Genomic DNA, 22722 nt, shown 5'->3' on the forward strand with positions numbered 1-22722 from the left:
AAACGCATCGCCAACCAACGGGGAGTTCCACCGTGGCTCGCAAGACTCCACTTAACCGCTACCGCAACCTGGGTATCGTCGCTCACGTCGATGCCGGCAAGACCACCACGACCGAGCGCGTGCTGTTCTACACCGGTGTCAACCACAAGCTGGGCGAGACTCACGAAGGCGCCTCCACCACCGACTGGATGGAGCAGGAGCAGGAGCGGGGCATCACCATCACCTCCGCTGCCGTGACCACCTTCTGGAAGGGCATGAACCACCAGTTCGATGAGCACCGCATCAACATCATCGACACCCCTGGGCACGTGGACTTCACCATCGAGGTGGAGCGTTCCCTGCGGGTACTCGACGGTGCCGTCGTGGTGCTGTGCGGCTCTTCCGGCGTTCAGCCGCAGACCGAGACCGTGTGGCGTCAGGCCAACAAGTACGAAGTGCCGCGCATGGTGTTCGTCAACAAGATGGACCGCACCGGTGCCGACTTCTTCATGGTGGTCGACCAGCTCAAGGATCGCCTGGGCGCCAACGCCGTGCCGATCCAGATCAACTGGGGCACCGAGGAAGAGTTCCAGGGCGTCATCGACCTGATCGAGATGAAGGCCATCAAGTGGAACGAGGAAGACCTCGGTACCTCCTACGAGCTGGTCGACATCCCCGCCGAGCTTCAGGCCAAGGCCGAAGAGTTCCGTGAGCAGATGGTCGAGGCCGCCGCCGAGGCGTCCGACGAACTGATGGACAAGTACCTGGAAGGCGGTGAGCTGACCAAGGAAGAGATCAAGGCCGGCCTGCGTCGTCGCACCCTGAGCAACGAGATCGTGCTGGTCACCTGCGGCTCGGCGTTCAAGAACAAGGGCGTGCAGGCGGTGCTGGACGCGGTGGTCGAGTACCTGCCGTCTCCCACCGAGGTCAAGGCCATCGAGGGTGAGCTGGACGACAAGGACGGCACCGTCGCGACCCGCGAGGCCGACGACGCCGCTCCCTTCGCCGCCCTGGCGTTCAAGATCGCCACCGACCCCTTCGTCGGTACCCTGACCTTCATCCGCGTCTATTCAGGCGTGCTGAACTCGGGCGACAGCGTCTTCAACTCCGTGAAGTCGAAGAAGGAGCGCGTCGGCCGTATCGTCCAGATGCACGCCAACTCCCGCGAGGAGATCAAGGAAGTGCGCGCTGGCGACATCGCCGCCTGTATCGGCCTCAAGGACGTCACCACCGGTGACACCCTGTGCGACCAGGAGCACAAGATCATCCTGGAGCGCATGGAGTTCCCGGATCCGGTGATCTCGGTCGCCGTGGAGCCGAAGTCCAAGGCCGACCAGGAGAAGATGGGCGTGGCGCTGGGCAAGCTGGCCCAGGAGGATCCCTCCTTCCGCGTCAAGACCGACGAAGAGACCGGTCAGACCATCATCTCCGGCATGGGCGAGCTGCACCTCGACATCATCGTCGACCGCATGCGTCGCGAGTTCAAGGTCGAGGCCAACATCGGCAAGCCGCAGGTCGCCTACCGCGAGACCATTCGTGGCACGGTGGAGCAGGAAGGCAAGTTCGTGCGTCAGTCCGGCGGTCGCGGCCAGTACGGCCACGTCTGGCTGCGCATCGAGCCGCTCACCAAGGAAGACAAGGGCGAAGATGAAGACCTGCACTTCAAATTCGCCTCCGAGATCGTCGGCGGCGTGGTTCCCAAGGAATACGTGCCGGCCGTCGAGAAAGGGGCCTACGAGCAGCTGCAGAACGGTGTCATCGCGGGCTATCCGATGATCGACGTCAAGGTTACGCTGTACGATGGTTCCTACCACGACGTGGACTCCAACGAGACCGCGTTCAAGGTCGCTTCGTCCATGGCCGTCAAGGAAGGCGCCAAGAAGGCCAAGGCCGTGCTGCTGGAGCCGGTGATGAAGGTCGAGGTCGTGACCCCCGAGGATTACATGGGTGACGTCATGGGCGACCTGAACCGCCGTCGCGGTCTGGTGCAGGGTATGGATGACTCGTCCATGGGCAAGATCATCCGCGCTCGGGTTCCGTTGGCTGAGATGTTCGGTTACGCGACCGATCTGCGTTCTCAGACCCAGGGCCGCGCAAGCTACGTCATGGAGTTTGCGGATTACGAAGAGGCGCCGTCCAGCGTCGTTGAAGCCGTCATCAACCAAAACGGGTAACCGTTAGCTAACGTAAAGAGGTTATAGCAGTGGCTAAGGAAAAATTTGAGCGTTCCAAACCGCACGTCAACGTCGGCACCATCGGTCACGTCGACCACGGCAAGACCACTCTGACTGCGGCCCTGACTCGCGTCTCCGCCGAGGTGTTCGGTGGCGAATGGCGTGCATTCGACACCATCGACAACGCCCCGGAAGAGCGTGAGCGCGGCATCACCATCGCCACCTCTCACGTGGAGTACCAGTCCGAAGTGCGTCACTACGCGCACGTCGACTGCCCGGGGCACGCCGACTACGTCAAGAACATGATCACCGGTGCTGCCCAGATGGACGGCGCTATCCTGGTCTGTTCCGCCGCTGACGGCCCCATGCCGCAGACCCGCGAGCACATCCTGCTGTCCCGTCAGGTTGGCGTTCCGTACATCGTCGTGTTCCTGAACAAGGCCGACATGGTCGACGACGAAGAGCTGCTCGAGCTGGTCGAGATGGAAGTTCGCGAGCTGCTGAACGAGTACGACTTCCCGGGCGACGACACCCCGATCATCACCGGCTCCGCCCTGATGGCGCTGAACGGTGAAGACGAGAACGGCATGGGCACCACCGCCGTTGCCAACCTGATCAAGGCCCTGGACGAGTACATCCCGGAGCCGGAGCGTGCCATCGACCAGCCGTTCCTGATGCCGATCGAGGACGTCTTCTCCATCTCCGGCCGCGGCACCGTGGTGACCGGTCGTATCGAGCGCGGCATCGTCAAGGCCGGCGAAGAGATCGAGATCGTCGGTATCCGTGACACCACCAAGACCACCGTTACCGGTGTCGAGATGTTCCGCAAGCTGCTCGACGAAGGTCGTGCCGGTGAGAACGTCGGCGCCCTGCTGCGCGGCACCAAGCGTGACGAGGTCGAGCGTGGCCAGGTGCTGGCCAAGCCGGGCTCCATCAAGCCGCACACTGTCTTCGAAGCCGAAGTCTACGTGCTGTCCAAGGAAGAGGGTGGTCGTCACACTCCCTTCTTCAAGGGCTACCGTCCGCAGTTCTACTTCCGTACCACCGATGTCACCGGTACCTGTGAGCTGCCGGAAGGCGTCGAGATGGTGATGCCGGGCGACAACGTCAAGATGGTCATCACCCTGATCGCCCCGATCGCCATGGACGAAGGTCTCCGCTTCGCCATCCGTGAAGGCGGCCGCACCGTCGGCGCCGGCGTCGTGGCCAAGATCGTCCAGTAAGCCTCGGCTTCTCGATGATCGAAGGGGGCTCCTCGCGGGGCCCCCTTTCTGCGCACCGCGGAGAGTGTTTGACACTCATCCGCGGCGCACCTATAATGCGCATCCTTTGAATGCGTGGGTAGACGGCTCGCGCCGTCGAGATCCATTGGAGTTAAGGGCTAATGCAGAACCAGAAGATTCGCATTCGGTTGAAGGCCTTCGACCATCGCCTGATCGACCAGTCCGCCGCGGAGATCGTTGAGACCGCCAAGCGTACCGGCGCCCAGGTTCGTGGTCCGATCCCCCTGCCGACCAACCGCGAGCGGTACACCGTGCTGATCTCGCCGCACGTCAACAAGGACGCGCGCGACCAGTACGAGATTCGTACTCACAAGCGTGTGCTCGACATCGTCGAGCCCACGGAAAAGACCGTTGATGCCCTGATGAAGCTCGACCTCGCCGCCGGCGTGGACGTGCAGATCAAGCTCGACTGATTCCACACTAGACACTCGCGGCCCAGCGCTCATCGCCTCTGCACAAAAGCGGGCATGAGCAGCAGCCGCCGCGCCGTGAGGCGCCATACAACGTGCTAGTGAAATGCTCTGGAAAGGGCAGCCATAGCGGGTGATAGCCCCGTACACTAAAGGAGACTGAGTATGACTATCGGTTTAGTCGGTAAGAAGGCCGGGATGACCCGCGTCTTTACCGAGGATGGCGCTTCTGTGCCCGTAACCGTGATCGAGGTTGCACCCAACCGCATCACTCGCGTCAAGACCGTCGAGTCCGACGGCTACGCGGCGATTCAGGTGACAGCCGGTTCTCGCAAGGCCAAGCACCTCACCAAAGCCCAGGCGGGTCAGTACGCCAAGGCAGGTGTGGAGGCCGGTCGTTCGCTGATGGAGTTCCGCCTGGCTGCAGGCGAAGAGGCTCCGGAAGTGGGCGGCGAACTCACCGTATCCCTCTTCGAAGCTGGTCAGAAGATCGACGTGACCGGCACCTCCAAGGGCAAGGGCTTCCAGGGCGCCATCAAGCGCTGGAACTTCCGCACCCAGGACAACAGCCACGGCAACTCCCTGTCCCACCGCGCACCGGGCTCCATCGGCATGTGTCAGACGCCGGGCCGCGTGTTCAAGGGCAAGAAGATGGCCGGCCAGATGGGCAACGTCCGTTGCACCGTCCAGAGCCTCGAAGTCGTGCGTGTCGATGCCGAACGTAATCTGCTGCTGGTCAAGGGCGCCGTGCCCGGTGCCACCGGTAGTGACGTCGTCGTGCGCAGCGCCGTGAAAGCTGGCTGAAGGGGAAATCACCGATGAATCTGAATCTTGCTGCCGGCGCCGGCACCGTCGAAGTGTCCGACGCCACCTTTGGCAAAGAATTCAATGAAGCGCTCGTGCACCAGGTCGTCACCGCCTATCTGGCCGGTGGTCGTCAGGGCACTCGCGCTCAGAAGAACCGTTCCGACGTGCGTGGTGGCGGCAAGAAGCCGTGGCGTCAGAAGGGCACCGGTCGCGCTCGCGCCGGCACCATCCGCTCTCCGCTGTGGCGCAGCGGCGGCGTGACCTTCGCGGCTCGTCCTCAGGACCACAGCCAGAAGGTCAACCGCAAGATGTACCGCGCGGCGATGCGCTCCATCCTCTCCGAGCTGGTTCGCCAGGAGCGTCTGGTGGCCGTGGAGGAGATCTCCGTCGAAGCGCCCAAGACCAAGCAGCTGGTCGCCAAGCTCCAGGAGCTGGGTCTGGAGAAGGTGCTGATCGTCACCGAGGAAGTCGACGAGAAGCTCTACCTGGCTGCCCGCAACATTCCCAACGTGGATGTGGTGGACGTGGCTGCCGCCGACCCGGTGAGCCTGGTCGCCTTCGACAAGGTGCTGGTCACCGTCTCCGCCCTGCGCAAATTCGAGGAGAAGCTGGCATGAACCAGGAGCGTGTATTCAAGGTCCTGCTGGGTCCGCACGTGACCGAGAAGGCCGCCATGGCTGCCGAACGCAACCAGTACGTGTTCAAGGTGGCCAGCGACGCGACCAAGCCCGAGATCAAGAAGGCCGTCGAGGCTCTGTTCGGCAAGAAGGTCGACCGCGTTCAGACGCTGAACGTCAAGGGCAAGACCAAGCGCACCGCGCACGGTCTGGGTCACCGCAAGGGGTATCGCAAGGCCTACGTTACGCTGGCCGCCGGCGAGACCCTTGAAGACTTCTCTGGCGCCGAATAAGGGCAGGAGTACGGACAATGGCAATCGTCAAGACCAAACCCACATCCGCCGGCCGTCGCCACGTCGTCAAGATCGTTGGTGAAGACCTGCACAAGGGCAAGCCCTACGCGCCCCTGCTCGAGAAGCAGTCGCGCAGCGGCGGTCGTAACAACAACGGTCGCATCACCACCCGTCACGTGGGCGGTGGGCACCGTCAGCACTACCGGATCATCGACTTCAAGCGCACCAAGGATGGCGTTCCGGCCATCGTCGAGCGTCTCGAGTACGATCCGAACCGTAGCGCTCACATCGCGCTGCTGAAGTACCTGGACGGCGAGCGTCGCTACATCATCGCGCCCAAGGGCGTGAAGGCGGGTGACCGTCTCGAGTCCGGCGTGAACGCGGCCATCAAGCAGGGCAATGCTCTGCCGCTGCGTAACGTCCCGCTGGGTTCCACCGTGCATTGCGTCGAACTGAAGCCTGGCAAGGGCGCTCAGATCGCTCGCAGCGCCGGCACCAGCGCCCAGCTGGTCGCCCGTGACGGCAACTACGCCACCCTGCGTCTGCGCTCCGGCGAGATGCGCAAGGTGCTGAGCGAGTGCCGCGCGACCCTGGGCGAAGTGAGCAACTCCGAGCACAGCCTGCGTCAGCTTGGCAAGGCCGGTGCGAAGCGCTGGAGAGGTGTGCGTCCGACCGTTCGCGGCGTGGCCATGAACCCGGTGGATCACCCGCATGGCGGCGGCGAAGGCCGCACCAGTGGTGGTCGTCACCCGGTGACTCCGTGGGGTATCCCCACCAAGGGCCACAAGACCCGCAAGAACAAGCGCACCGACAAGCTGATCGTTCGTCGCCGCAAGGCCAAGTAACACACTTTAAGAGGTAACGGCTGTGCCACGTTCACTGAAGAAAGGTCCCTTTATTGACCTTCATCTGCTGAAGAAGGTTGAGGCTGCAGTGGAGAAGAACGACCGTAAACCGATCAAGACCTGGTCGCGTCGTTCCATGATCCTGCCCAACATGGTCGGGCTCACCATTGCAGTCCATAACGGTCGCCAGCACGTCCCGGTGCATGTCTCCGAGGAAATGGTTGGCCACAAGCTGGGCGAATTCGCTGCTACCCGCACCTATCGCGGTCATGCGGCGGACAAGAAAGCCAAACGGTAAGCCAGAGAGGATTGAGAGATGGAAGTCACAGCTAAGCTGCGTGGCGCTCGTTTATCCGCCCAGAAGGCCCGTTTGGTGGCTGACCAGGTGCGCGGTAAGCCGGTCGCCGAGGCGCTCGACCTGCTGACCTTCTCACCGAAGAAGGCTGCCAAGCTGGTCAAGAAGGTGCTGCAGTCCGCCATCGCGAATGCGGAAGAAAACAACGGCATGGATATCGACGAGCTGCGTGTCTCGACCATCTGCGTCGATGAGGGCATGACGCTCAAGCGTATCAAGCCGCGTGCCAAGGGCCGCGCGGATCGTATCTTGAAGCGCACCTGCCACATCACCGTCAAGGTAGCCGAGAAGTAGGAGTCGACCAGATGGGTCAGAAAGTCAATCCGACAGGCATTCGCCTGGGCATCGTCAAGGACCATACGTCGGTCTGGTATGCCGAGCGCGGCGCCTATGCCGACAAGCTGAACAACGACCTCGAAGTGCGCCGCTTCCTGGAAGAGCGTCTCAAGAACGCCTCCGTGAGCCGCATCACCATCGAGCGTCCGGCCAACAACGCACGCATCACCATTCACACCGCCCGTCCGGGCATCGTGATTGGCAAGAAGGGCGAGGATGTCGATCGCCTGCGTCGTGAGGTCACCCAGATGATGGGCGTGCCCGTTCACGTCAACATCGAAGAAGTTCGCAAGCCCGAGCTGGACGCCATGCTCGTGGCCCAGAACATCGCTGGCCAGCTCGAGCGTCGCGTCATGTTCCGTCGCGCCATGAAGCGTGCGGTTCAGAACGCCATGCGCCTGGGCGCCGGCGGCATCAAGGTGCAGCTCTCCGGTCGCCTGGGTGGCGCCGAGATCGCGCGCACCGAGTGGTACCGGGAAGGTCGTGTTCCGCTGCATACCCTGCGTGCGGACATCGACTACGCCACCTTCGAGGCCAAGACCACCTACGGCATCATCGGTGTCAAGGTGTGGGTCTTCAAGGGTGAGATCCTCGGGGGCATCGAAGAGGTCCGCGCCAAGGCGAAGCAGCCTCAGGCCGCGCCCTCCAAGAAGAAAGGTTCCAGGTAAGGGGAGAGCGAGTCGATGTTACAACCCAAGCGTATGAAATTCCGCAAGATGCAGAAAGGCCGTAACCGTGGCCTGGCGCATCGCGGAAGCAAGATCAGCTTCGGGGAATACGGCCTGAAGGCAACCGGTCGCGGCCGCATTACTGCGCGTCAGATCGAAGCCGGCCGTCGCGCGATCCCCCGTCACGTCAAGCGTGGCGGCAAGATCTGGATCCGCGTGTTCCCGGACAAGCCGATTTCCAAGAAGCCACTCGAAGTCCGTATGGGTAAGGGTAAGGGTTCCGTCGAGTACTGGGTCGCGCAGATCCAGCCGGGCCGGGTCCTGTATGAAATCGAAGGCGTGTCCGAAGAGCTGGCCCGCGAGGCCTTCACTCTCGCCGCGCAAAAGATGCCCGTATCCACCACCTTTGTGAAACGGACGGTGATGTGATGAAAGCCCAGGAAATCCGTGAAAAGTCAGTCGACGAGCTGAAAGGTCAGCTCCTCGAACTCCTCCGCGAGCAGTTCAACCTGCGCATGCAGAAGGCCACCGGTCAGCTCAGCCAGACTCATCTGCTCAAGCAGGTTCGTCGGGACATCGCCCGGGTGAAGACTGTGCTCAACGAGAAGGCAGGTGACTGAGATGGCCGAAGAGAAGAAAGCTCGTACGCTCACCGGCAAGGTGGTGAGCGACAAGATGGACAAGTCCATCGTCGTGATGATCGAGCGCCGCGTGCGTCACCCGATCTACGGCAAGTACGTCAAGCGCTCCACCAAGCTGCACGCCCATGACGAGGCGAACCAGGCGAAGGCAGGCGACACGGTCTCCATCCAGGAGTGCCGTCCGCTGTCCAAGACCAAGTCCTGGAAGCTGGTCGAGGTGGTCGAGCAGGCCAAGGGCTGATCGGCTCACGCCTGTCAAACCAGTGCAGTCAGATTAGGTTTGGAGAAAACCGATGATTCAGACTCAGACAATGCTGGATGTCGCCGACAACAGCGGGGCGCGCCGGGTGCAGTGCATCAAGGTGCTGGGCGGTTCACACCGTCGCTACGCCCACGTTGGCGATATCATCAAGGTCACGGTGAAGGAAGCCATTCCGCGTGGCAAGGTCAAGAAAGGCCAGGTCCTCAAGGCGGTGGTGGTTCGCACCCGTAGCGGCGTCCGTCGTCCCGACGGTTCGCTGATCCGCTTCGACGGAAATGCGGCAGTTCTGTTGAACAACACCAACGAACAGCCGATCGGTACCCGTATCTTCGGGCCGGTGACCCGTGAACTTCGTACTGAGAAGTTCATGAAGATCATTTCCTTGGCGCCTGAAGTGCTGTAAGGAGCGAGGCGGATATGCAAAAAATCAAACGTGACGATGAAGTGATCGTCATCGCCGGCAAGGACAAGGGCAAGCGTGGCACCGTCAAGCGCGTCCTCAAGGACGACCGCTTTGTCGTGTCCGGTGTGAACATGATCAAGCGTCACACCAAGCCCAACCCCATGGCGGGCAATCAGGGCGGTATCGTCGAGCGCGAGGCTCCGATTCACGCGTCCAACGTAGCCATCTTCAACCAGGAGACCGGTAAGGCGGATCGCGTCGGCTTCCAGGTTCAGGAAGACGGTACCAAGGTACGTATCTACAAGTCGACGCAGACGCAGATCGACGCCTAACGCGAGTCGGGTAGCAAAATGGCGAACTTGAAAGAACGTTATCAGAACGAGGTGGTGGCTCAACTCAAAGAGCAGTTCAGCTACGCCAACGTGATGCAGGTGCCACGGATCACCAAGGTGACTCTGAACATGGGCATCGGCGAAGCGACCAGCGACAAGAAGCTGATCGAGAATGCCATCGGTGACCTGGAGAAGCTCTCCGGTCAGAAGCCGATGGTGACCAAGGCGCGCAAGTCCATCGCGGGCTTCAAGGTGCGTGAAGGCTGGCCGATCGGGATCAAGGTGACCCTGCGCTCCGAGCGCATGTGGGACTTCCTCGATCGCCTGGTGAATATCGCGATCCCCCGCGTTCGTGACTTCCGTGGTCTCAACCCGAAGTCCTTCGACGGTCGTGGCAACTACTCCATGGGGGTGCGTGAGCAGATCATCTTCCCGGAGATCGAGTATGATAAGATCGATCGGATCCGTGGTCTGGATGTCACCATCACCACCACCGCCAACACCGATGAAGAAGGTCGTGCGCTGCTGAGCGCGCTGAACTTCCCGTTCAAGAAATAAGGGGTGGGACCATGGCAAAGAAGAGCATGATTGAGCGTGAGCTCAAGCGCACCCAGCTGGTGGCGAAATTCGCCGCCAAGCGCGCCGCGCTGAAGGCGATCATCCAGGATGTCAACGCTTCCGATGAAGAGCGCTTCGAGGCAACGCTGAAGCTGCAGCAGCTGCCGCGTGACTCCAGCCCGGTGCGTCAGCGCAACCGCTGCCGCATCACTGGCCGTCCGCACGGCTACTACAACAAGTTCGGCCTCGGCCGCAACAAGCTGCGTGAAGCCGCCATGCGTGGCGACGTACCCGGACTGAAGAAGTCCAGCTGGTAACGCCACGTAGAGATATCAGGAGCGCAATGTAAATGAGCATGCAAGACACTCTGGCGGATATGTTTACCCGTATCCGCAATGCGCAGATGGCCACCAAGGAGACGGTCACCATGCCGTCCTCCAAGCTGAAGATCGAGGTGGCCCGCGTGCTGAAGGACGAGGGTTACATCACCGACTTCGCGGTGACCGAGAGCGCCAAGCCCGAACTGACCGTTACCCTCAAGTACTTCGAGGGCAAGCCGGTCATCGAGCATCTGCAGCGCGTGTCCAAGCCGTCCCTGCGTCAGTACAAGGGCAAGGGCGAGCTGCCGAAGGTCGCCGATGGCCTGGGAATCGCGATTGTCACTACCTCTCAGGGTGTGATGACCGATCGCGCGGCTCGCAAGGCCGGTGTCGGTGGCGAAGTCATCTGCACCGTATTCTAGGAGTTTGGAATGTCCCGCGTAGCCAAATATCCGGTAAAAGTGCCCGCTGGCGTCGAGATCAAGCTCGACGGTAACCAGCTGACCGCCAAGGGCGGCCAGGGCACACTGTCACTGACCATTCACCCCGATGTGGTGATCGGTCAGGAAGAGGGTCAGCTGACCTTCACGCCGAGCGAGTCCGCCAAGAGCTGGGCCATGGCCGGCACCACCCGTGCCCTGGTTCAGAACCTGGTCACCGGCGTGAGCGAAGGCTTCACCAAGACCCTCGAAATCATCGGCGTCGGTTATCGTGCCCAGGCCAAGGGCCAGACGCTCAATCTGTCACTGGGCTTCTCGCACCCGGTCGATTACACGCTGCCTGAGGGTGTCACGGCGGAAACGCCCAAGAACACCCAGATCGTGCTGAAGAGCGCGGACAAGCAGAAGCTCGGCCACGCTGCAGCGGAAATCCGCGCCTTCCGTCCGCCTGAGCCCTACAAGGGCAAGGGTGTCCGGTACGCCGACGAGCAGGTGCGTCGCAAAGAAGCCAAGAAGAAGTAAGGCAGGGTTATGAACGCGAAGAAAGAATCTCGTCTCCGTCGTGCCCGCCGCGCTCGCGCCAAGATCCGCGAGCTGGGCGTGTATCGCCTGTGCGTCAACCGTACCCCCCGTCACATCTACGCGCAGATTATCTCGCCGGATGGTGGCAAGGTCCTGGCCAGCGCTTCCACGCTGGACAAGGCCCTGCGTGAGGGTGAAACCGGCAATGCTGACGCCGCCGCCAAGGTGGGCGCCCTGATTGCCGAGCGCGCTAAGGAAGCAGGCATCACCCAGGTGGCCTTCGATCGTGCCGGCTTCAAGTACCATGGCCGCGTGAAGGCTCTGGCCGACGCCGCTCGTGAAGGCGGCCTGGAATTCTAAAGGGTTTTACGATGGCGAAGAACGAACAGCAAAGCGGCGACCTCCAGGAGAAACTGGTCCAGGTCAACCGTGTCGCCAAGGTGGTCAAGGGTGGCCGTATCTTCGGTTTCACCGCCCTGACCGTCGTGGGCGACGGCAAGGGCCGTGTCGGCTTCGGTCGCGGCAAGGCGCGTGAAGTGCCGGTCGCGATCCAGAAGGCGATGGACCAGGCTCGCCGCAACATGGTCAAGGTCAACCTCGCAGGCACTACCCTGCAGTACCCGGTCAAGGCCCGTCACGGCGCCTCCAAGGTGTACATGCAGCCGGCTTCCGAGGGTACCGGCATCATCGCCGGCGGCGCCATGCGCTCCGTGCTCGAGCTGGCAGGCGTCCACGACGTCCTGGCCAAGTGCTACGGTTCCACCAATCCGGTGAACGTGGTGCGGGCTACCGTCAAGGGCCTGACTGCCATGCAAGCGCCGGAAGACATCGCCGCCAAGCGCGGTCTGTCTGTCGAAGCGATCACGGGGTAAATACCATGGCAGCAACACTCAAGGTTACCCAGACCCGCAGTACCATCGGCATCCTGCCCAAGCACAAGGCCACCATGAAGGGCCTGGGGCTGCGCCGCATCGGTCACACGGTTGAACTGGAAGACACCCCTGCCGTACGCGGCATGATCCACAAGGTTAACTACCTTGTGCGCGTTGAGGGAGAGTAATCCATGAAACTCAATAGCCTGAGCCCGGCACCGGGCTCCAAGCACGCCGAGAAGCGCGTCGGTCGTGGCATCGGCTCCGGTCTGGGCAAGACCGGCGGCCGCGGCCACAAGGGCCAGAAGTCGCGCAGCGGCGGCAGCGTCAAGCCCGGCTTCGAGGGCGGTCAGATGCCGCTGCAGCGTCGTCTGCCGAAGTTCGGCTTCACCTCCATGAAGTCGCTGGTCTCCGAAGAAGTGCGCCTGGGCGAGCTCGCCAAGGTCGCCGGTGACGAGGTCACCCTGGAGACCCTGAAGCAGGCCAACGTGCTGAAGGACGCCACGCTGCACGCGAAGGTGATCCTCTCCGGCGAACTGAACAAGGCGGTTACCGTCCGCGGCATCAAGGTCACCAAGGGTGCCCGTGCTGCGATCGAAGCCGCCGGTGGCAAGGTAGAGGACTAAATGGCCAAGTCAGGAAAAGTGCCGGCGATGGGCAGCGGTCTGGGTGAACTGTGGGCGCGTCTGCGCTTCGTGCTCCTCGCCATCGTGGTGTACCGGATCGGTGCCCACATCCCCGTGCCCGGTATGAATCCTGACCAGCTTGCTGCCTTGTTCAGGGAGCAGCAGGGCACCATCCTGGGCATGTTCAACATGTTCTCGGGTGGCGCCCTGGAGCGCATGAGCATCATGGCGCTGGGCATCATGCCCTACATCTCGTCGTCGATCATCATGCAGCTGCTGACCGCGGTCTCGCCCCATCTTGAGCAGCTCAAGAAGGAAGGCGAGGCCGGTCGTCGCAAGATAAGCCAGTACACCCGCTACGGTACCGTGCTGCTCGCCCTGGTCCAGGGCACCGGCATGTCGGTGGGCCTGGCCAGCCAGGGTATCGCCTACACGGCCGACTTCAGCTTCTATTTCACCGCCATCGTCACCTTCGTGTGTGGTGCGGTGTTCCTGATGTGGCTCGGCGAGCAGATCACCGAGAAGGGGATCGGCAACGGCATCTCGCTGCTGATCTTCGCCGGCATCGTCGCGGGCCTTCCGGGTGCCGTGGGCCAGGCCTTCGAGCTGGCTCGCAACGAGGGCGCCTGGAACGTGCTGCCGCTGCTGGCACTCTCCGTGCTGGGTGTCGCCACCGTGGCCTTCGTGGTGTTCATCGAGCGCGGCCAGCGTCGCATCACCGTGAACTACCCGCGTCGTCAGGTCGGCAACAAGATGTACGCCGGCCAGAGCAGCTACCTGCCGCTGAAGGTGAACATGGCGGGCGTCATTCCGCCGATCTTCGCCTCCAGCATCCTGCTGTTCCCGGCCTCGCTGGGTCAGTGGGTGGGTGCCGGCGACGGCCTCGAGTGGCTGCAGCGTGCTTCCCAGGCCCTCGGGCCGGGGCAGCCCCTGCACATCTTGCTTTTCGCCGCGGCGGGGGTATTCTTCTGCTTCTTTTACACAGCGCTGGTCTTCAATCCCAAGGACGTCGCCGACAACCTCAAGAAGTCGGGTGCCTTCCTGCCGGGGATTCGTCCGGGCGAGCAGACCGCTCGCTACGTCGACAAGGTCATGACCCGTCTGACCCTGTTCGGCGCCTTGTACATCACTGCGGTTTCCCTGATGCCCCAGTTCCTGATCGTGGCGTGGAACGTGCCGTTCTTCTTCGGCGGTACCGCGCTGCTGATCATCGTGGTGGTCATCATGGACTTCATGGCCCAGGTGCAGTCGCACCTCATGTCGCACCAGTACGAGTCGGTGATGAAGAAGTCCAACCTGAAAGGCTACGGTAGCGGCGGCATCATGCGCTGAGGCGCGCCGCACGTGAATTGGCGCACCGCGGGGCGAGCGATCGGCTCGCGGTGCGAGCCAACCTTGGAGATGGAACGATGAAAGTTCGTGCTTCCGTAAAGAAAATGTGCCGCAACTGCAAGATCATTCGTCGCAATGGCGCCGTGCGCGTCATCTGCACCGAGCCGCGGCACAAGCAGCGCCAGGGCTGAACCTGACGCTGTACTGAACCGGGTGCCGGCATGCCTCTTGCCCTCTCGCGGGGAAAGGGGTATGCTGTTGCGCCTTTTGTAGTAGACCCAACGAGCAAGCCGCTCAAATTTCGGAGTAAGCTGATGGCCCGTATTGCAGGCGTCAATATCCCGGACAACAAGCATGCGGCGATCTCGCTGACCTATATCTTCGGGATTGGCCGCACTCGTGCACAGGACATCTGTGCCGCGTCCGGCATCGCGCCGACCACCAAGATCCAGGATCTGTCCAGCGAAGAGCTGGATACCCTGCGTTCCGAGGTCGGCAAGTACACCGTAGAAGGTGACCTTCGTCGTGATGTGACGCTGAATATCAAGCGTCTCATGGACCTGGGTTGCTACCGTGGTCTGCGTCATCGTCGTGGTCTTCCGCTGCGTGGTCAGCGTACCAAGACCAATGCGCGTACCCGTAAGGGCCCGCGCAAGCCGATCCGCAAATAACACGCACGTTCTGGCGTAAAGACAGGAAGATACATCAACATGGCTAACCCGCGTAGCAATCGCAAGAAGGTTAAAAAGCAGGTAGTGGATGCCGTTGCGCATATCCACGCCTCTTTTAACAACACGATCATTACGATCACAGACCGCCAGGGCAATGCTCTTTCCTGGGCAACTGCCGGTGGTTCGGGTTTTCGTGGTTCTCGCAAGAGCACCCCGTTCGCTGCTCAAGTAGCAAGCGAGCGTGCAGCGACCGCTGCAGCCGAGTATGGTGTGAAAAACGTCGACGTGCTGGTCAAGGGCCCCGGTCCTGGCCGTGAATCCGCCGTGCGCGCACTCAATGCCGCCGGCTTCCGCGTGCAGAGCATCACCGACGCGACGCCCATTCCCCACAATGGCTGCCGTCCGCCGAAGAAACGCCGCGTTTAAGGAGACAGATTCATGGCTCGTTATATTGGACCGAAGTGCAAACTGTCTCGTCGTGAAGGCACCGACCTCTTCCTGAAGAGCGGTGTGACTCCCTTCGAGAAGAAGTGCAAATCCGAGCAGATTCCGGGTGTGCACGGCCAGCGTCGTCAGCGTATTTCCGAATACGGCTTGCAGCTTCGCGAGAAGCAGAAAGTGCGCCGCATGTATGGCGTACTCGAGAAGCAGTTCCGCAACTACTACAAGGAAGCGGCCCGTCTCAAGGGCGCGACCGGCGAAGTGTTGCTGCAGCTCCTCGAATCCCGACTGGACAACGTCGTCTACCGCATGGGCTATGGCTCTACCCGCTCCGAAGCTCGGCAGCTGGTCAGCCACAAGGCCATCGCCGTGAACGGCCGCACCGTCAACGTGGCTTCCTACCAGGTCAAGCCGGGTGATGTGGTCTCCGTTCGCGAGAAGGCGAAGAACCAGGCGCGCATCCAGAGTGCCCTGTCACTGGCCGCCAACCGCGGTGATGTGACCTGGATCGAGGTCGATGCCAAGAAGATGGAAGGCACGTTCAAGGCGCTGCCCGAGCGTGGCGACCTGACGGCCGACATCAACGAGGCCCTGATCGTCGAGCTGTACTCCAAGTAAGCGCTGCTAGCGCCCGGCCCCCTCGCGGGGGCCGGCTCAGAGTACCGAGTATCCGTTTGGCAGCCTGAAAGGTGTACATATGCAGCGTTCAGTGACCGAGTTTCTTCGCCCGCGCGACATCAAGGTCGAAGAGATCAGCGCACATCACGCGAAGATCGTGCTCGAGCCCTTCGAGCGTGGCTTCGGCCACACCCTGGGCAACGCACTGCGTCGTATCCTGCTCTCGTCCATGCCCGGCTGCGCCGTGGTGGAAGTCGAGATCGGCGGTGTCGATCACGAGTACAGCGCGATCGAAGGGGTCCAGGAAGATGTCATCGAGATCCTCCTGAACCTCAAGGACGTGGCGATCAAGATGCACAGCCGCGATGAGGCGGTGCTCTCGCTGAACAAGCAGGGCCCGGCCGTCGTCACCGCGGGTGACATCGCCCTCGACCACGACGTCGAGATCGTCAATCCCGAGCACGTCATCGCCCACGTCAACGAGGGCGCCGAGCTGAAGATGCAGCTCAAGGTGGCACGCGGCCGCGGCTATGAGCCGGCGGACGCTCGCATCGGGGCAGACGACGAGTCTCGTGCCATCGGCCGCCTGCAGCTGGATGCGACCTTCAGCCCCGTGCGTCGGGTCTCCTACAGCGTCGAGGCCGCGCGTGTCGAACAGCGCACCGACCTCGACAAGCTGATCATCAGCCTGGAGACCGACGGCACCCTGGATCCCGAAGAGGCGATCCGTCGCAGCGCGACCATCCTGCAGGATCAGCTGGCCGCGTTCGTCGACCTGGAAGCCGACAAGGAACAGGAAGTGGAGGAGGAGGAGGATCACATCGATCCGATCCTGCTGCGCCCCGTAGACGATCTCGAGTTGACCGTTCGCAGCGCCAACTGCCTGAAGGCCGAGAACATTTATTACATCGGCGATCTGATCCAGCGCACCGAGGTGGAGCTGCTGAAGACGCCGAACCTCGGCAAGAAGTCCCTGAACGAGATCAAGGACGTTCTGGCAGCGCGCGGTCTTTCCCTGGGCATGCGGCTGGAAAACTGGCCGCCGGCTAGCCTGAAGGACGACAAGGCCTCCGCGTGAGCGCCGACCCGAGTCCCAGTTTGGTAAGGAATCACAACCATGCGTCATCGTAAGAGTGGTCGTCATCTGAATCGGACCAGCTCGCATCGCCAGGCCATGTTCAAGAACATGAGCGTGTCGCTGATCGAGCATGAGGTCATCAAGACAACCCTGCCCAAGGCCAAGGAGCTGCGTCGCGTCATCGAGCCGCTCATCACCCTGGCCAAGCAGGACAGCGTCGCCAATCGTCGTCTGGCTTTCGCCCGCACCCGCTCGAAGGAAGCGGTGGGCAAGCTGTTCAACGAGCTGGGCCCGCGTTACGTCGAGCGTCCGGGCGGTTACGTCCGTATCCTCAAGTGCGGTTTCCGTACCGGCGACAACGCGCCCATGGCCTATGTCGAGCTCGTCGACCGTCCGGTCGTCGAGGCCGAGGAAGCTGCCGCCGAGGAGTGATCCTCGACCGGCCTTCCGCCAAGGCACGCCAAACCGGCCCCTCTCGAGGGGCCGGTTTTTTTCATCTTGGGCATGCTGAGAGGAGTTCCGGTGAGTGGGCTGAATCCGCGGCTTTTCCGGCGACAGGCCTGAGCGGGGGCGCTGTGAACCCCTCCCTGGGCGCTACCGACGCCATCCCTGGCGTAGGACCCCCTCCAGGCCTGCCCCCGGCGCCGCTGCCCTCTGGGGCATCAGGTGACGCTTTCAGCCTTTTTCTTGCTGTGCTCGGCCCGCTCCAGCAGCGGCGCAAGGAAGCGCCCGGTATGGGAGGCCTCCATCTTCGCCACCTGCTCCGGGGTGCCCTCGGCGATGATGCGCCCGCCGCCGGAGCCCCCCTCCGGGCCCAGGTCGACGAGCCAGTCGGCGGTCTTGATCACGTCCAGGTTGTGCTCGATCACCACGATGGTGTTGCCGTGGTCGCGCAGGCGGTGCAGCACCGTGAGCAGCTGGCGGATGTCCTCGAAGTGCAGCCCGGTGGTGGGCTCGTCGAGGATGTAGAGGGTCTTGCCGGTGTCGCGCTTGGCCAGCTCCCGGGCCAGCTTGACCCGCTGGGCCTCGCCGCCGGACAGGGTGGTGGCGCTCTGTCCCAGGCGCACGTAGGAGAGCCCCACGTCGAGCAGGGTCTGCAGGCGCCGGGCGATGGCGGGGACCGGGCTGAAGAAGGCCAGCGCCTCCTCCACGGTCATCGCCAGCACCTCGTCGATGCACTTGCCCTTGTACTGGATCTCCAGGGTCTCGCGGTTGTAGCGCTTGCCCTTGCAGACGTCGCAGGGCACGTAGATGTCGGGCAGGAAGTGCATCTCCACCTTGATCATGCCCTCGCCCTGGCACGCCTCGCAGCGCCCGCCCTTGACGTTGAACGAGAAGCGGCCGGGCTTGTAGCCGCGCGAGCGCGCCTCCTGGGTCCCGGCGAAGAGCTCGCGGATCGGCGTGAAGATCCCCGTGTAGGTGGCCGGGTTGGAGCGCGGGGTCCGCCCGATGGGGCTCTGATCGATGTCGATCACCTTGTCGAGCTGATCGAGGCCCTCGATGCGCTCATGGGCGGCCGGGGTGAGGCTGGTGGCGTGGTTGAGCTCCCGGGCGGCGATCGGCATCAGCGTCGAGTTGATCAGCGTCGACTTGCCGGAGCCGGAAACGCCGGTGACGCAGATGAAGAGCCCCAGGGGCAGCTCCAGGGTCACGTCCTGAAGGTTGTTGCCGGTGGCGCCCACCAGGCGCAGCACCTTCTCCGGGTTGCCGGGAATCCGCCACGGCGGCACCTCGATGCGGCGGGTGCCGGCCAGGTACTGGCCGGTGAGGGAGTCGGGATTGGCCATCACCGCCGCCGGGGTGCCCTGGGCGACGATACGCCCGCCGTGGACGCCGGCGCCGGGGCCGATGTCCAGCACATGGTCGGCGGCGCGGATGGCGTCCTCGTCGTGCTCCACCACGATCACGGTGTTGCCCAGGTCGCGCAGGTGCTCCAGGGTCTTGAGCAGGCGGTCGTTGTCGCGCTGGTGCAGGCCGATGGAGGGCTCGTCGAGGATGTACATGACACCCACCAGGCCGGCGCCGATCTGGCTGGCCAGGCGAATGCGCTGGGCCTCGCCGCCGGAGAGGGTGTCGGCGCTGCGCTCCAGGGTCAGGTAGTCCAGGCCCACGTTGACCAGGAACTCCAGTCGGGCGCGGATCTCGTTGATGATCTTCTCGGCGATCTCGCCGCGCCGGCCCGGCAGCGCCAGGGTCTTGAAGTAGGCCCAGGCTTCGCCGATGGGCAGGTGCACCATCTCCGGCAGGCTGCGCTCGTCGATGAAGACGTGCCGCGACTCCTTGCGCAGCCGCGAGCCGTGGCAGGCGGGGCAGGGCTGCACGGTGATGTAGCGGGCCAGCTCCTCGCGGACCATGTTGGACTCGGTCTCGCGGTAGCGGCGCTGCAGGTTGGGGAGGATGCCCTCGAAGGGGTGCTGGCGGGTGACCTTGCGGCCGCGGTCATTGACGTAGTGAAAGGCGATCTCGTCGTGGCCGCTGCCGTGCAGGATCACCTCGCGTTCGTGGCGGGCGAGCTCCTGCCAGGGGGTCTCGAGGGTGAAGCGGTAGTGCTCTGCCACCGACTGCAGCTGGTTGAAGTAGAAGACGCTGCGGCGATCCCAGCCCTTGATTACCCCCTCCGCCAGGGAGAGTTCCGGGTGGCTGATCAGCTTCTCGGGATCGAAGACCTGCTGCACGCCGAGGCCGTCGCAGCTCGAGCAGGCGCCGGCCGGGTTGTTGAAGGAGAACATGCGCGGCTCGAGCTCGGCGATGGAGTAGCCGCAGACGGGGCAGGCGAAGCGCGCCGAGAAGGCGATGTCGTCATGCTCGACGTCCATGAAATGGACCATGGCGATGCCGTCGGAGAGGCCCAGCGCCGTCTCGAAGGATTCCGCCAGACGCTGCTGGAGCCCCTCGCGGACCTTGATGCGGTCCACCACCACGCTGATGTCGTGCTTCTTGTTCTTGTCCAGCGGCGCGATGTCGTCGAGTTCCAGCACCTGGCCATCCACCATGGCGCGCACGAAGCCCTGGGCGCGCAGCTCGGCCAGCAGCTGCAGGTGCTCCCCCTTGCGCCCCCTGACTACCGGCGCCAGCAGCATCAGCTTGCTGCCCTCGGGCAGCGCCAGCACCTGATCGACCATCTGCGAGACCGTCTGGGCCTCGAGGTCCTCGCCGTGCTCCGGGCAGCGCGGAGTGCCGGCCCGGGCGAACAGCAGGCGCAGGTAGTCGTAGATCTCGGTGATGGTGCCCACGGTGGAGCGCGGGTTGTGGGAGGTGGACTTCTGCTCGATGGAGATCGCCGGCGAGAGCCCCTCGATATGGTCGACGTCGGGCTTCTCCATCATCGACAGGAACTGGCGCGCATAGGTGGAGAGCGACTCCACGTAGCGACGCTGGCCCTCGGCGTAGAGGGTGTCGAAGGCCAGCGACGACTTGCCCGAGCCAGAGAGCCCGGTGACCACGATCAGCCTGTCGCGGGGCAGCTCGACATCGATATCCTTCAGGTTGTGGGTGCGGGCACCCCTGACCAGAATCCTGTCCATTCCCACCTCGGGCGCACGGCAAAAGAACGATTATACGGGCCCGCCCGCGCCGGCGGCAAAGCGGCGCCAGGCCGCGGCTTTCCCTGGGTGGTGGCGAGCCGCTAGAATATGCGATTCACTCAAGGGCGCCTCGCGCCCCGGCATGGAACGTCATCCTCCCTATGCGAAAGGTTTCCGGGCTGCTGCTTGCCAGCGAGCGGCGCGCCATCACCGGCCTGGCCGGCCTCTATGCCACCCGCATGCTGGGCCTGTTCATGGTGCTGCCGGTGCTGGCCCTCTATGCCGACGAGCTCACCGGCGCCACGCCGCTGCTGGTGGGCCTGGCGCTGGGTGTCTACGGGCTCACCCAGGCGCTGCTGCAGATCCCCTTCGGCGCCCTCTCGGACCGCCTCGGCCGCAAGCCGGTGATCGCCTTCGGCCTCGTGCTGTTCATGGTCGGCAGCGTGGTGGCGGCCCAGGCCGACACCATCGGCGGGGTGATCCTCGGGCGCTGCCTGCAGGGCAGCGGGGCGGTGGCCGCCGCCATCATGGCGCTGCTCGCCGACCAGACCCGCGAGCAGGTGCGCACCGCGGCCATGGCCACCATCGGCCTCTCCATCGGCGTGGCCTTCGCCGTGGCCATGGTGCTGGGCCCCTGGCTGGCCGCCGCCTTCGGGCTCTCGGCGGTGTTCTGGTTCACCGCGGTGCTGGCCACCCTGGGCCTGGTGGTGCTGTGGAAGCTGGTGCCCCCGGCGCCGCGCCGCCTGCGCCACCGCGACGTGGGCATCGACCGGGCCCAGCTCGGCAGGACCCTAGGACGTGCCGACCTGCTGCGCCTGGATCTCTCGATCTTCGCCCTGCACCTGATCCTGATGGCGATCTTCGTCGCCGTGCCCTTCCGGCTGGTGGAGGCCGGGATCGCGGTGGAGCGTCATGGCCTCACCTACCTGGGCGTGATGCTGCTGGCCTTCCTCGGCATGGTGCCGCTGGTGATCCTGGCCGAGAAGCGTCGCCAGATGAAGGCGATGTGCCTGACCGCCATCGCCGCCATTGCCCTGAGCCTCGGCGGGCTGGCCGGCCTGGGCGGCAGCCTGTGGGGGCTGCTGGCCTGGCTGTGGCTCTTCTTCGTGGCCTTCAACCTGCTCGAGGCGACCCTGCCGTCGATGCTCAGCAAGCTGGCGCCGGCGGGGGCCAAGGGCACCGCCATGGGGATCTACTCCACCAGCCAGTTCCTCGGCGCCTTCCTGGGGGGCGTGCTGGGCGGCTTCCTGGCCCAGCAGTGGGGGCTCTCCGCGGTGTTCGTCGGCGCCGGGCTGCTGGTGCTGGTGTGGCTGGCGCTGATGGCGGGCATGACCCCGCCGCCCCACCTGGCCAGCGAGGTGGTGGCGCTGGATGACGAGCACCAGGGCGCGGCCCTCGAGGCCCTGGCGGCTCGCTTCGCCGAGGTGGCCGGCGTGGAGGACGTGCTGGTGGTGCCCGAGGAGCGGCTGGCCTACCTCAAGGTGGATCGCCGGCGCCTCGACGAGGAGGCCCTGGCGAAGGTGATCGATACTGGCAAGGAGCGCGCCTGAAACGCGGCTCGCAAGCGGGCGCGCGATGCGCCATCCTGCAGGCCTGCCTGCAGACACATGCATTCATGACAGCAAGGAGTCCAACATGGCCCGTGGCGTCAACAAGGTCATTCTGATCGGCAACCTGGGACAGGATCCCGAGGTTCGCTTCATGCCCTCCGGGGCCCCGGTGGCCAACCTGCGGCTGGCCACCACCGATACCTGGATGGACAAGCAGAGCGGCCAGCGCCAGGAGCGCACCGAGTGGCACAGCCTGGTGCTGTTCAACAAGCTGGCCGAGATCGCCCAGCAGTACCTCAAGAAGGGCAGCAAGGTCTACGTCGAGGGCCGCCTGCAGACCCGCAAGTGGCAGGGTCAGGACGGCCAGGATCGCTACAGCACCGAGATCGTGGTCAACGACATGCAGATGCTCGACTCTCGTGGCGGCGGTGATTTCCAGGGCGGTGGCCAGGCCCCGCAGGGCGGCTATCAGGGTGGCCAGTACGGTGGTGGTGCGCCCCAGCAGGGCGGCGGCTTCGGTGGCCAGCCCCAGCAGGGGGGCTACGGCGGCGCGCCGCAGCCGGCCGGCAACTTCGGCGGCGGCCAGCCCCAGGGTGGCGGTGCTCCCCAGCGTCCGGCCCAGCCCCAGCAGCGCCCCGCGCCGCCCCAGCAGGGGCAGCAGCAGGGCAACCAGCAGGGCAACTACGGGGCGCCGGATCCGGGCAGCTTCGACGACTTCGATGACGAGATTCCGTTCTAAGGTGGAACGACCCGTCGGGCGCAGGG

General features: G+C 63.8%; 33 protein-coding genes. 32 read left to right on the plus strand and 1 reads right to left on the minus strand.

Features of this window, described 5'->3' with window-relative positions:
* Positions 1-32 precede the first annotated feature (32 nt).
* The 30 genes from fusA to rplQ all read left to right on the plus strand — a co-directional run bounded on the left by fusA (position 33) and on the right by rplQ (position 17315).
* Positions 33-2153, plus strand: coding sequence for an elongation factor G (gene fusA / locus B6N23_RS11545; protein WP_305499012.1), 2121 nt, complete (start codon positions 33-35; stop codon positions 2151-2153).
* A 29-nt stretch (positions 2154-2182) separates the two neighbouring features.
* The gene (gene tuf / locus B6N23_RS11550) at positions 2183-3376 is read left to right on the plus strand and encodes an elongation factor Tu (RefSeq protein ID WP_119022614.1); all 1194 of its coding nucleotides are present in this window, start codon (positions 2183-2185) and stop codon (positions 3374-3376) included.
* Positions 3377-3537: 161 nt separating this feature from the next.
* Positions 3538-3849, plus strand: coding sequence for a 30S ribosomal protein S10 (rpsJ, locus tag B6N23_RS11555; protein ID WP_021819602.1), 312 nt, complete (start codon positions 3538-3540; stop codon positions 3847-3849).
* Positions 3850-4011: 162 nt separating this feature from the next.
* Positions 4012-4650, plus strand: a complete 639-nt coding sequence (rplC, locus tag B6N23_RS11560; protein ID WP_119022613.1) for a 50S ribosomal protein L3 — start codon at positions 4012-4014, stop codon at positions 4648-4650.
* A 14-nt stretch (positions 4651-4664) separates the two neighbouring features.
* Entirely contained in the window at positions 4665-5270 is a 606-nt protein-coding gene (gene rplD, locus B6N23_RS11565; RefSeq protein ID WP_119022612.1) for a 50S ribosomal protein L4, read from the plus strand.
* Positions 5267-5563: a 50S ribosomal protein L23 gene (rplW, locus tag B6N23_RS11570; RefSeq protein WP_110070670.1), complete on the plus strand. Its 297-nt coding sequence runs from the start codon at positions 5267-5269 to the stop codon at positions 5561-5563. The genes rplD and rplW overlap by 4 nt, the downstream gene beginning before the upstream one ends.
* Positions 5564-5580: 17 nt before the next feature.
* The gene (gene rplB, locus B6N23_RS11575; RefSeq protein WP_119022611.1) at positions 5581-6408 is read left to right on the plus strand and encodes a 50S ribosomal protein L2; all 828 of its coding nucleotides are present in this window, start codon (positions 5581-5583) and stop codon (positions 6406-6408) included.
* Positions 6409-6430: 22 nt separating this feature from the next.
* Positions 6431-6706 (plus strand): 30S ribosomal protein S19, encoded by a 276-nt coding sequence (rpsS, locus tag B6N23_RS11580; protein WP_009098993.1) that lies wholly within the window; start codon positions 6431-6433, stop codon positions 6704-6706.
* 18 nt (positions 6707-6724) lie between these two features.
* Positions 6725-7057, plus strand: a complete 333-nt coding sequence (gene rplV, locus B6N23_RS11585; RefSeq protein WP_010626471.1) for a 50S ribosomal protein L22 — start codon at positions 6725-6727, stop codon at positions 7055-7057.
* Between the two features lie 11 nt (positions 7058-7068).
* Positions 7069-7767, plus strand: coding sequence for a 30S ribosomal protein S3 (rpsC, locus tag B6N23_RS11590; protein WP_110070672.1), 699 nt, complete (start codon positions 7069-7071; stop codon positions 7765-7767).
* A gap of 15 nt (positions 7768-7782) precedes the next feature.
* On the plus strand, positions 7783-8196 hold the full coding sequence (gene rplP, locus B6N23_RS11595; RefSeq protein ID WP_305499063.1) for a 50S ribosomal protein L16: 414 nt from the start codon (positions 7783-7785) through the stop codon (positions 8194-8196).
* Positions 8196-8387 carry a 50S ribosomal protein L29 gene (gene rpmC / locus B6N23_RS11600; RefSeq protein WP_110070674.1) on the plus strand — a complete coding sequence of 64 codons (192 nt, stop codon included), beginning with the start codon at positions 8196-8198 and terminating at the stop codon, positions 8385-8387. Before rplP ends, rpmC begins: the two co-directional genes overlap by 1 nt.
* A 1-nt stretch (position 8388) precedes the next feature.
* Positions 8389-8649 carry a 30S ribosomal protein S17 gene (gene rpsQ / locus B6N23_RS11605; RefSeq protein ID WP_110070675.1) on the plus strand — a complete coding sequence of 87 codons (261 nt, stop codon included), beginning with the start codon at positions 8389-8391 and terminating at the stop codon, positions 8647-8649.
* A gap of 52 nt (positions 8650-8701) precedes the next feature.
* Entirely contained in the window at positions 8702-9073 is a 372-nt protein-coding gene (gene rplN / locus B6N23_RS11610; RefSeq protein WP_110070676.1) for a 50S ribosomal protein L14, read from the plus strand.
* A gap of 14 nt (positions 9074-9087) precedes the next feature.
* Complete coding sequence (rplX, locus tag B6N23_RS11615; RefSeq protein ID WP_023007541.1) at positions 9088-9405, plus strand: 50S ribosomal protein L24; 318 nt, start codon at positions 9088-9090, stop codon at positions 9403-9405.
* Positions 9406-9423: 18 nt separating this feature from the next.
* A complete protein-coding gene (gene rplE, locus B6N23_RS11620) occupies positions 9424-9963 on the plus strand; it encodes a 50S ribosomal protein L5 (protein WP_023007540.1) in 540 nt (179 codons plus the stop codon).
* Between the two features lie 11 nt (positions 9964-9974).
* On the plus strand, positions 9975-10280 hold the full coding sequence (gene rpsN / locus B6N23_RS11625; RefSeq protein ID WP_110070677.1) for a 30S ribosomal protein S14: 306 nt from the start codon (positions 9975-9977) through the stop codon (positions 10278-10280).
* A 32-nt stretch (positions 10281-10312) separates the two neighbouring features.
* The gene (gene rpsH, locus B6N23_RS11630; RefSeq protein WP_110070678.1) at positions 10313-10705 is read left to right on the plus strand and encodes a 30S ribosomal protein S8; all 393 of its coding nucleotides are present in this window, start codon (positions 10313-10315) and stop codon (positions 10703-10705) included.
* Between the two features lie 9 nt (positions 10706-10714).
* Positions 10715-11245 (plus strand): 50S ribosomal protein L6, encoded by a 531-nt coding sequence (gene rplF / locus B6N23_RS11635; protein WP_110070679.1) that lies wholly within the window; start codon positions 10715-10717, stop codon positions 11243-11245.
* Positions 11246-11254: 9 nt separating this feature from the next.
* Positions 11255-11605: a 50S ribosomal protein L18 gene (gene rplR, locus B6N23_RS11640; RefSeq protein WP_305499071.1), complete on the plus strand. Its 351-nt coding sequence runs from the start codon at positions 11255-11257 to the stop codon at positions 11603-11605.
* A gap of 11 nt (positions 11606-11616) precedes the next feature.
* Positions 11617-12117 (plus strand): 30S ribosomal protein S5, encoded by a 501-nt coding sequence (gene rpsE / locus B6N23_RS11645; RefSeq protein ID WP_110070680.1) that lies wholly within the window; start codon positions 11617-11619, stop codon positions 12115-12117.
* A 5-nt stretch (positions 12118-12122) separates the two neighbouring features.
* On the plus strand, positions 12123-12305 hold the full coding sequence (gene rpmD / locus B6N23_RS11650; protein WP_110070681.1) for a 50S ribosomal protein L30: 183 nt from the start codon (positions 12123-12125) through the stop codon (positions 12303-12305).
* Positions 12306-12308: 3 nt separating this feature from the next.
* Positions 12309-12743 carry a 50S ribosomal protein L15 gene (gene rplO / locus B6N23_RS11655; RefSeq protein WP_110070682.1) on the plus strand — a complete coding sequence of 145 codons (435 nt, stop codon included), beginning with the start codon at positions 12309-12311 and terminating at the stop codon, positions 12741-12743.
* On the plus strand, positions 12744-14075 hold the full coding sequence (gene secY, locus B6N23_RS11660) for a preprotein translocase subunit SecY (RefSeq protein WP_305499074.1): 1332 nt from the start codon (positions 12744-12746) through the stop codon (positions 14073-14075). It begins immediately after the preceding gene.
* A 77-nt stretch (positions 14076-14152) separates the two neighbouring features.
* A complete protein-coding gene (gene rpmJ, locus B6N23_RS11665; RefSeq protein WP_031384759.1) occupies positions 14153-14266 on the plus strand; it encodes a 50S ribosomal protein L36 in 114 nt (37 codons plus the stop codon).
* Positions 14267-14389: 123 nt separating this feature from the next.
* Positions 14390-14746 (plus strand): 30S ribosomal protein S13, encoded by a 357-nt coding sequence (gene rpsM / locus B6N23_RS11670; protein WP_110070684.1) that lies wholly within the window; start codon positions 14390-14392, stop codon positions 14744-14746.
* Between the two features lie 39 nt (positions 14747-14785).
* The gene (rpsK, locus tag B6N23_RS11675; RefSeq protein ID WP_013331014.1) at positions 14786-15172 is read left to right on the plus strand and encodes a 30S ribosomal protein S11; all 387 of its coding nucleotides are present in this window, start codon (positions 14786-14788) and stop codon (positions 15170-15172) included.
* Positions 15173-15184: 12 nt separating this feature from the next.
* Positions 15185-15805: a 30S ribosomal protein S4 gene (rpsD, locus tag B6N23_RS11680; RefSeq protein WP_110070685.1), complete on the plus strand. Its 621-nt coding sequence runs from the start codon at positions 15185-15187 to the stop codon at positions 15803-15805.
* A gap of 79 nt (positions 15806-15884) precedes the next feature.
* Positions 15885-16883, plus strand: a complete 999-nt coding sequence (locus B6N23_RS11685) for a DNA-directed RNA polymerase subunit alpha (protein WP_110070686.1) — start codon at positions 15885-15887, stop codon at positions 16881-16883.
* Positions 16884-16922: 39 nt separating this feature from the next.
* Positions 16923-17315: a 50S ribosomal protein L17 gene (gene rplQ / locus B6N23_RS11690; protein WP_110070687.1), complete on the plus strand. Its 393-nt coding sequence runs from the start codon at positions 16923-16925 to the stop codon at positions 17313-17315.
* 230 nt (positions 17316-17545) lie between these two features.
* Here the strand turns inward: rplQ and uvrA are convergent, their stop codons facing one another.
* The gene (uvrA, locus tag B6N23_RS11695) at positions 17546-20407 is read right to left on the minus strand and encodes an excinuclease ABC subunit UvrA (protein ID WP_305499100.1); all 2862 of its coding nucleotides are present in this window, start codon (positions 20405-20407) and stop codon (positions 17546-17548) included.
* Positions 20408-20568: 161 nt separating this feature from the next.
* Here uvrA and B6N23_RS11700 point away from each other — a divergent pair, with 161 nt between their 5' ends.
* Complete coding sequence (locus B6N23_RS11700; RefSeq protein WP_305499102.1) at positions 20569-21957, plus strand: MFS transporter; 1389 nt, start codon at positions 20569-20571, stop codon at positions 21955-21957.
* An 85-nt stretch (positions 21958-22042) separates the two neighbouring features.
* Entirely contained in the window at positions 22043-22696 is a 654-nt protein-coding gene (locus B6N23_RS11705; RefSeq protein ID WP_302139670.1) for a single-stranded DNA-binding protein, read from the plus strand.
* Positions 22697-22722 lie beyond the last annotated feature (26 nt).

The organism is Halomonas alkalicola, assembly GCF_030704205.1.
Classification (GTDB): Bacteria; Pseudomonadota; Gammaproteobacteria; order Pseudomonadales; family Halomonadaceae; genus Halomonas; species Halomonas alkalicola.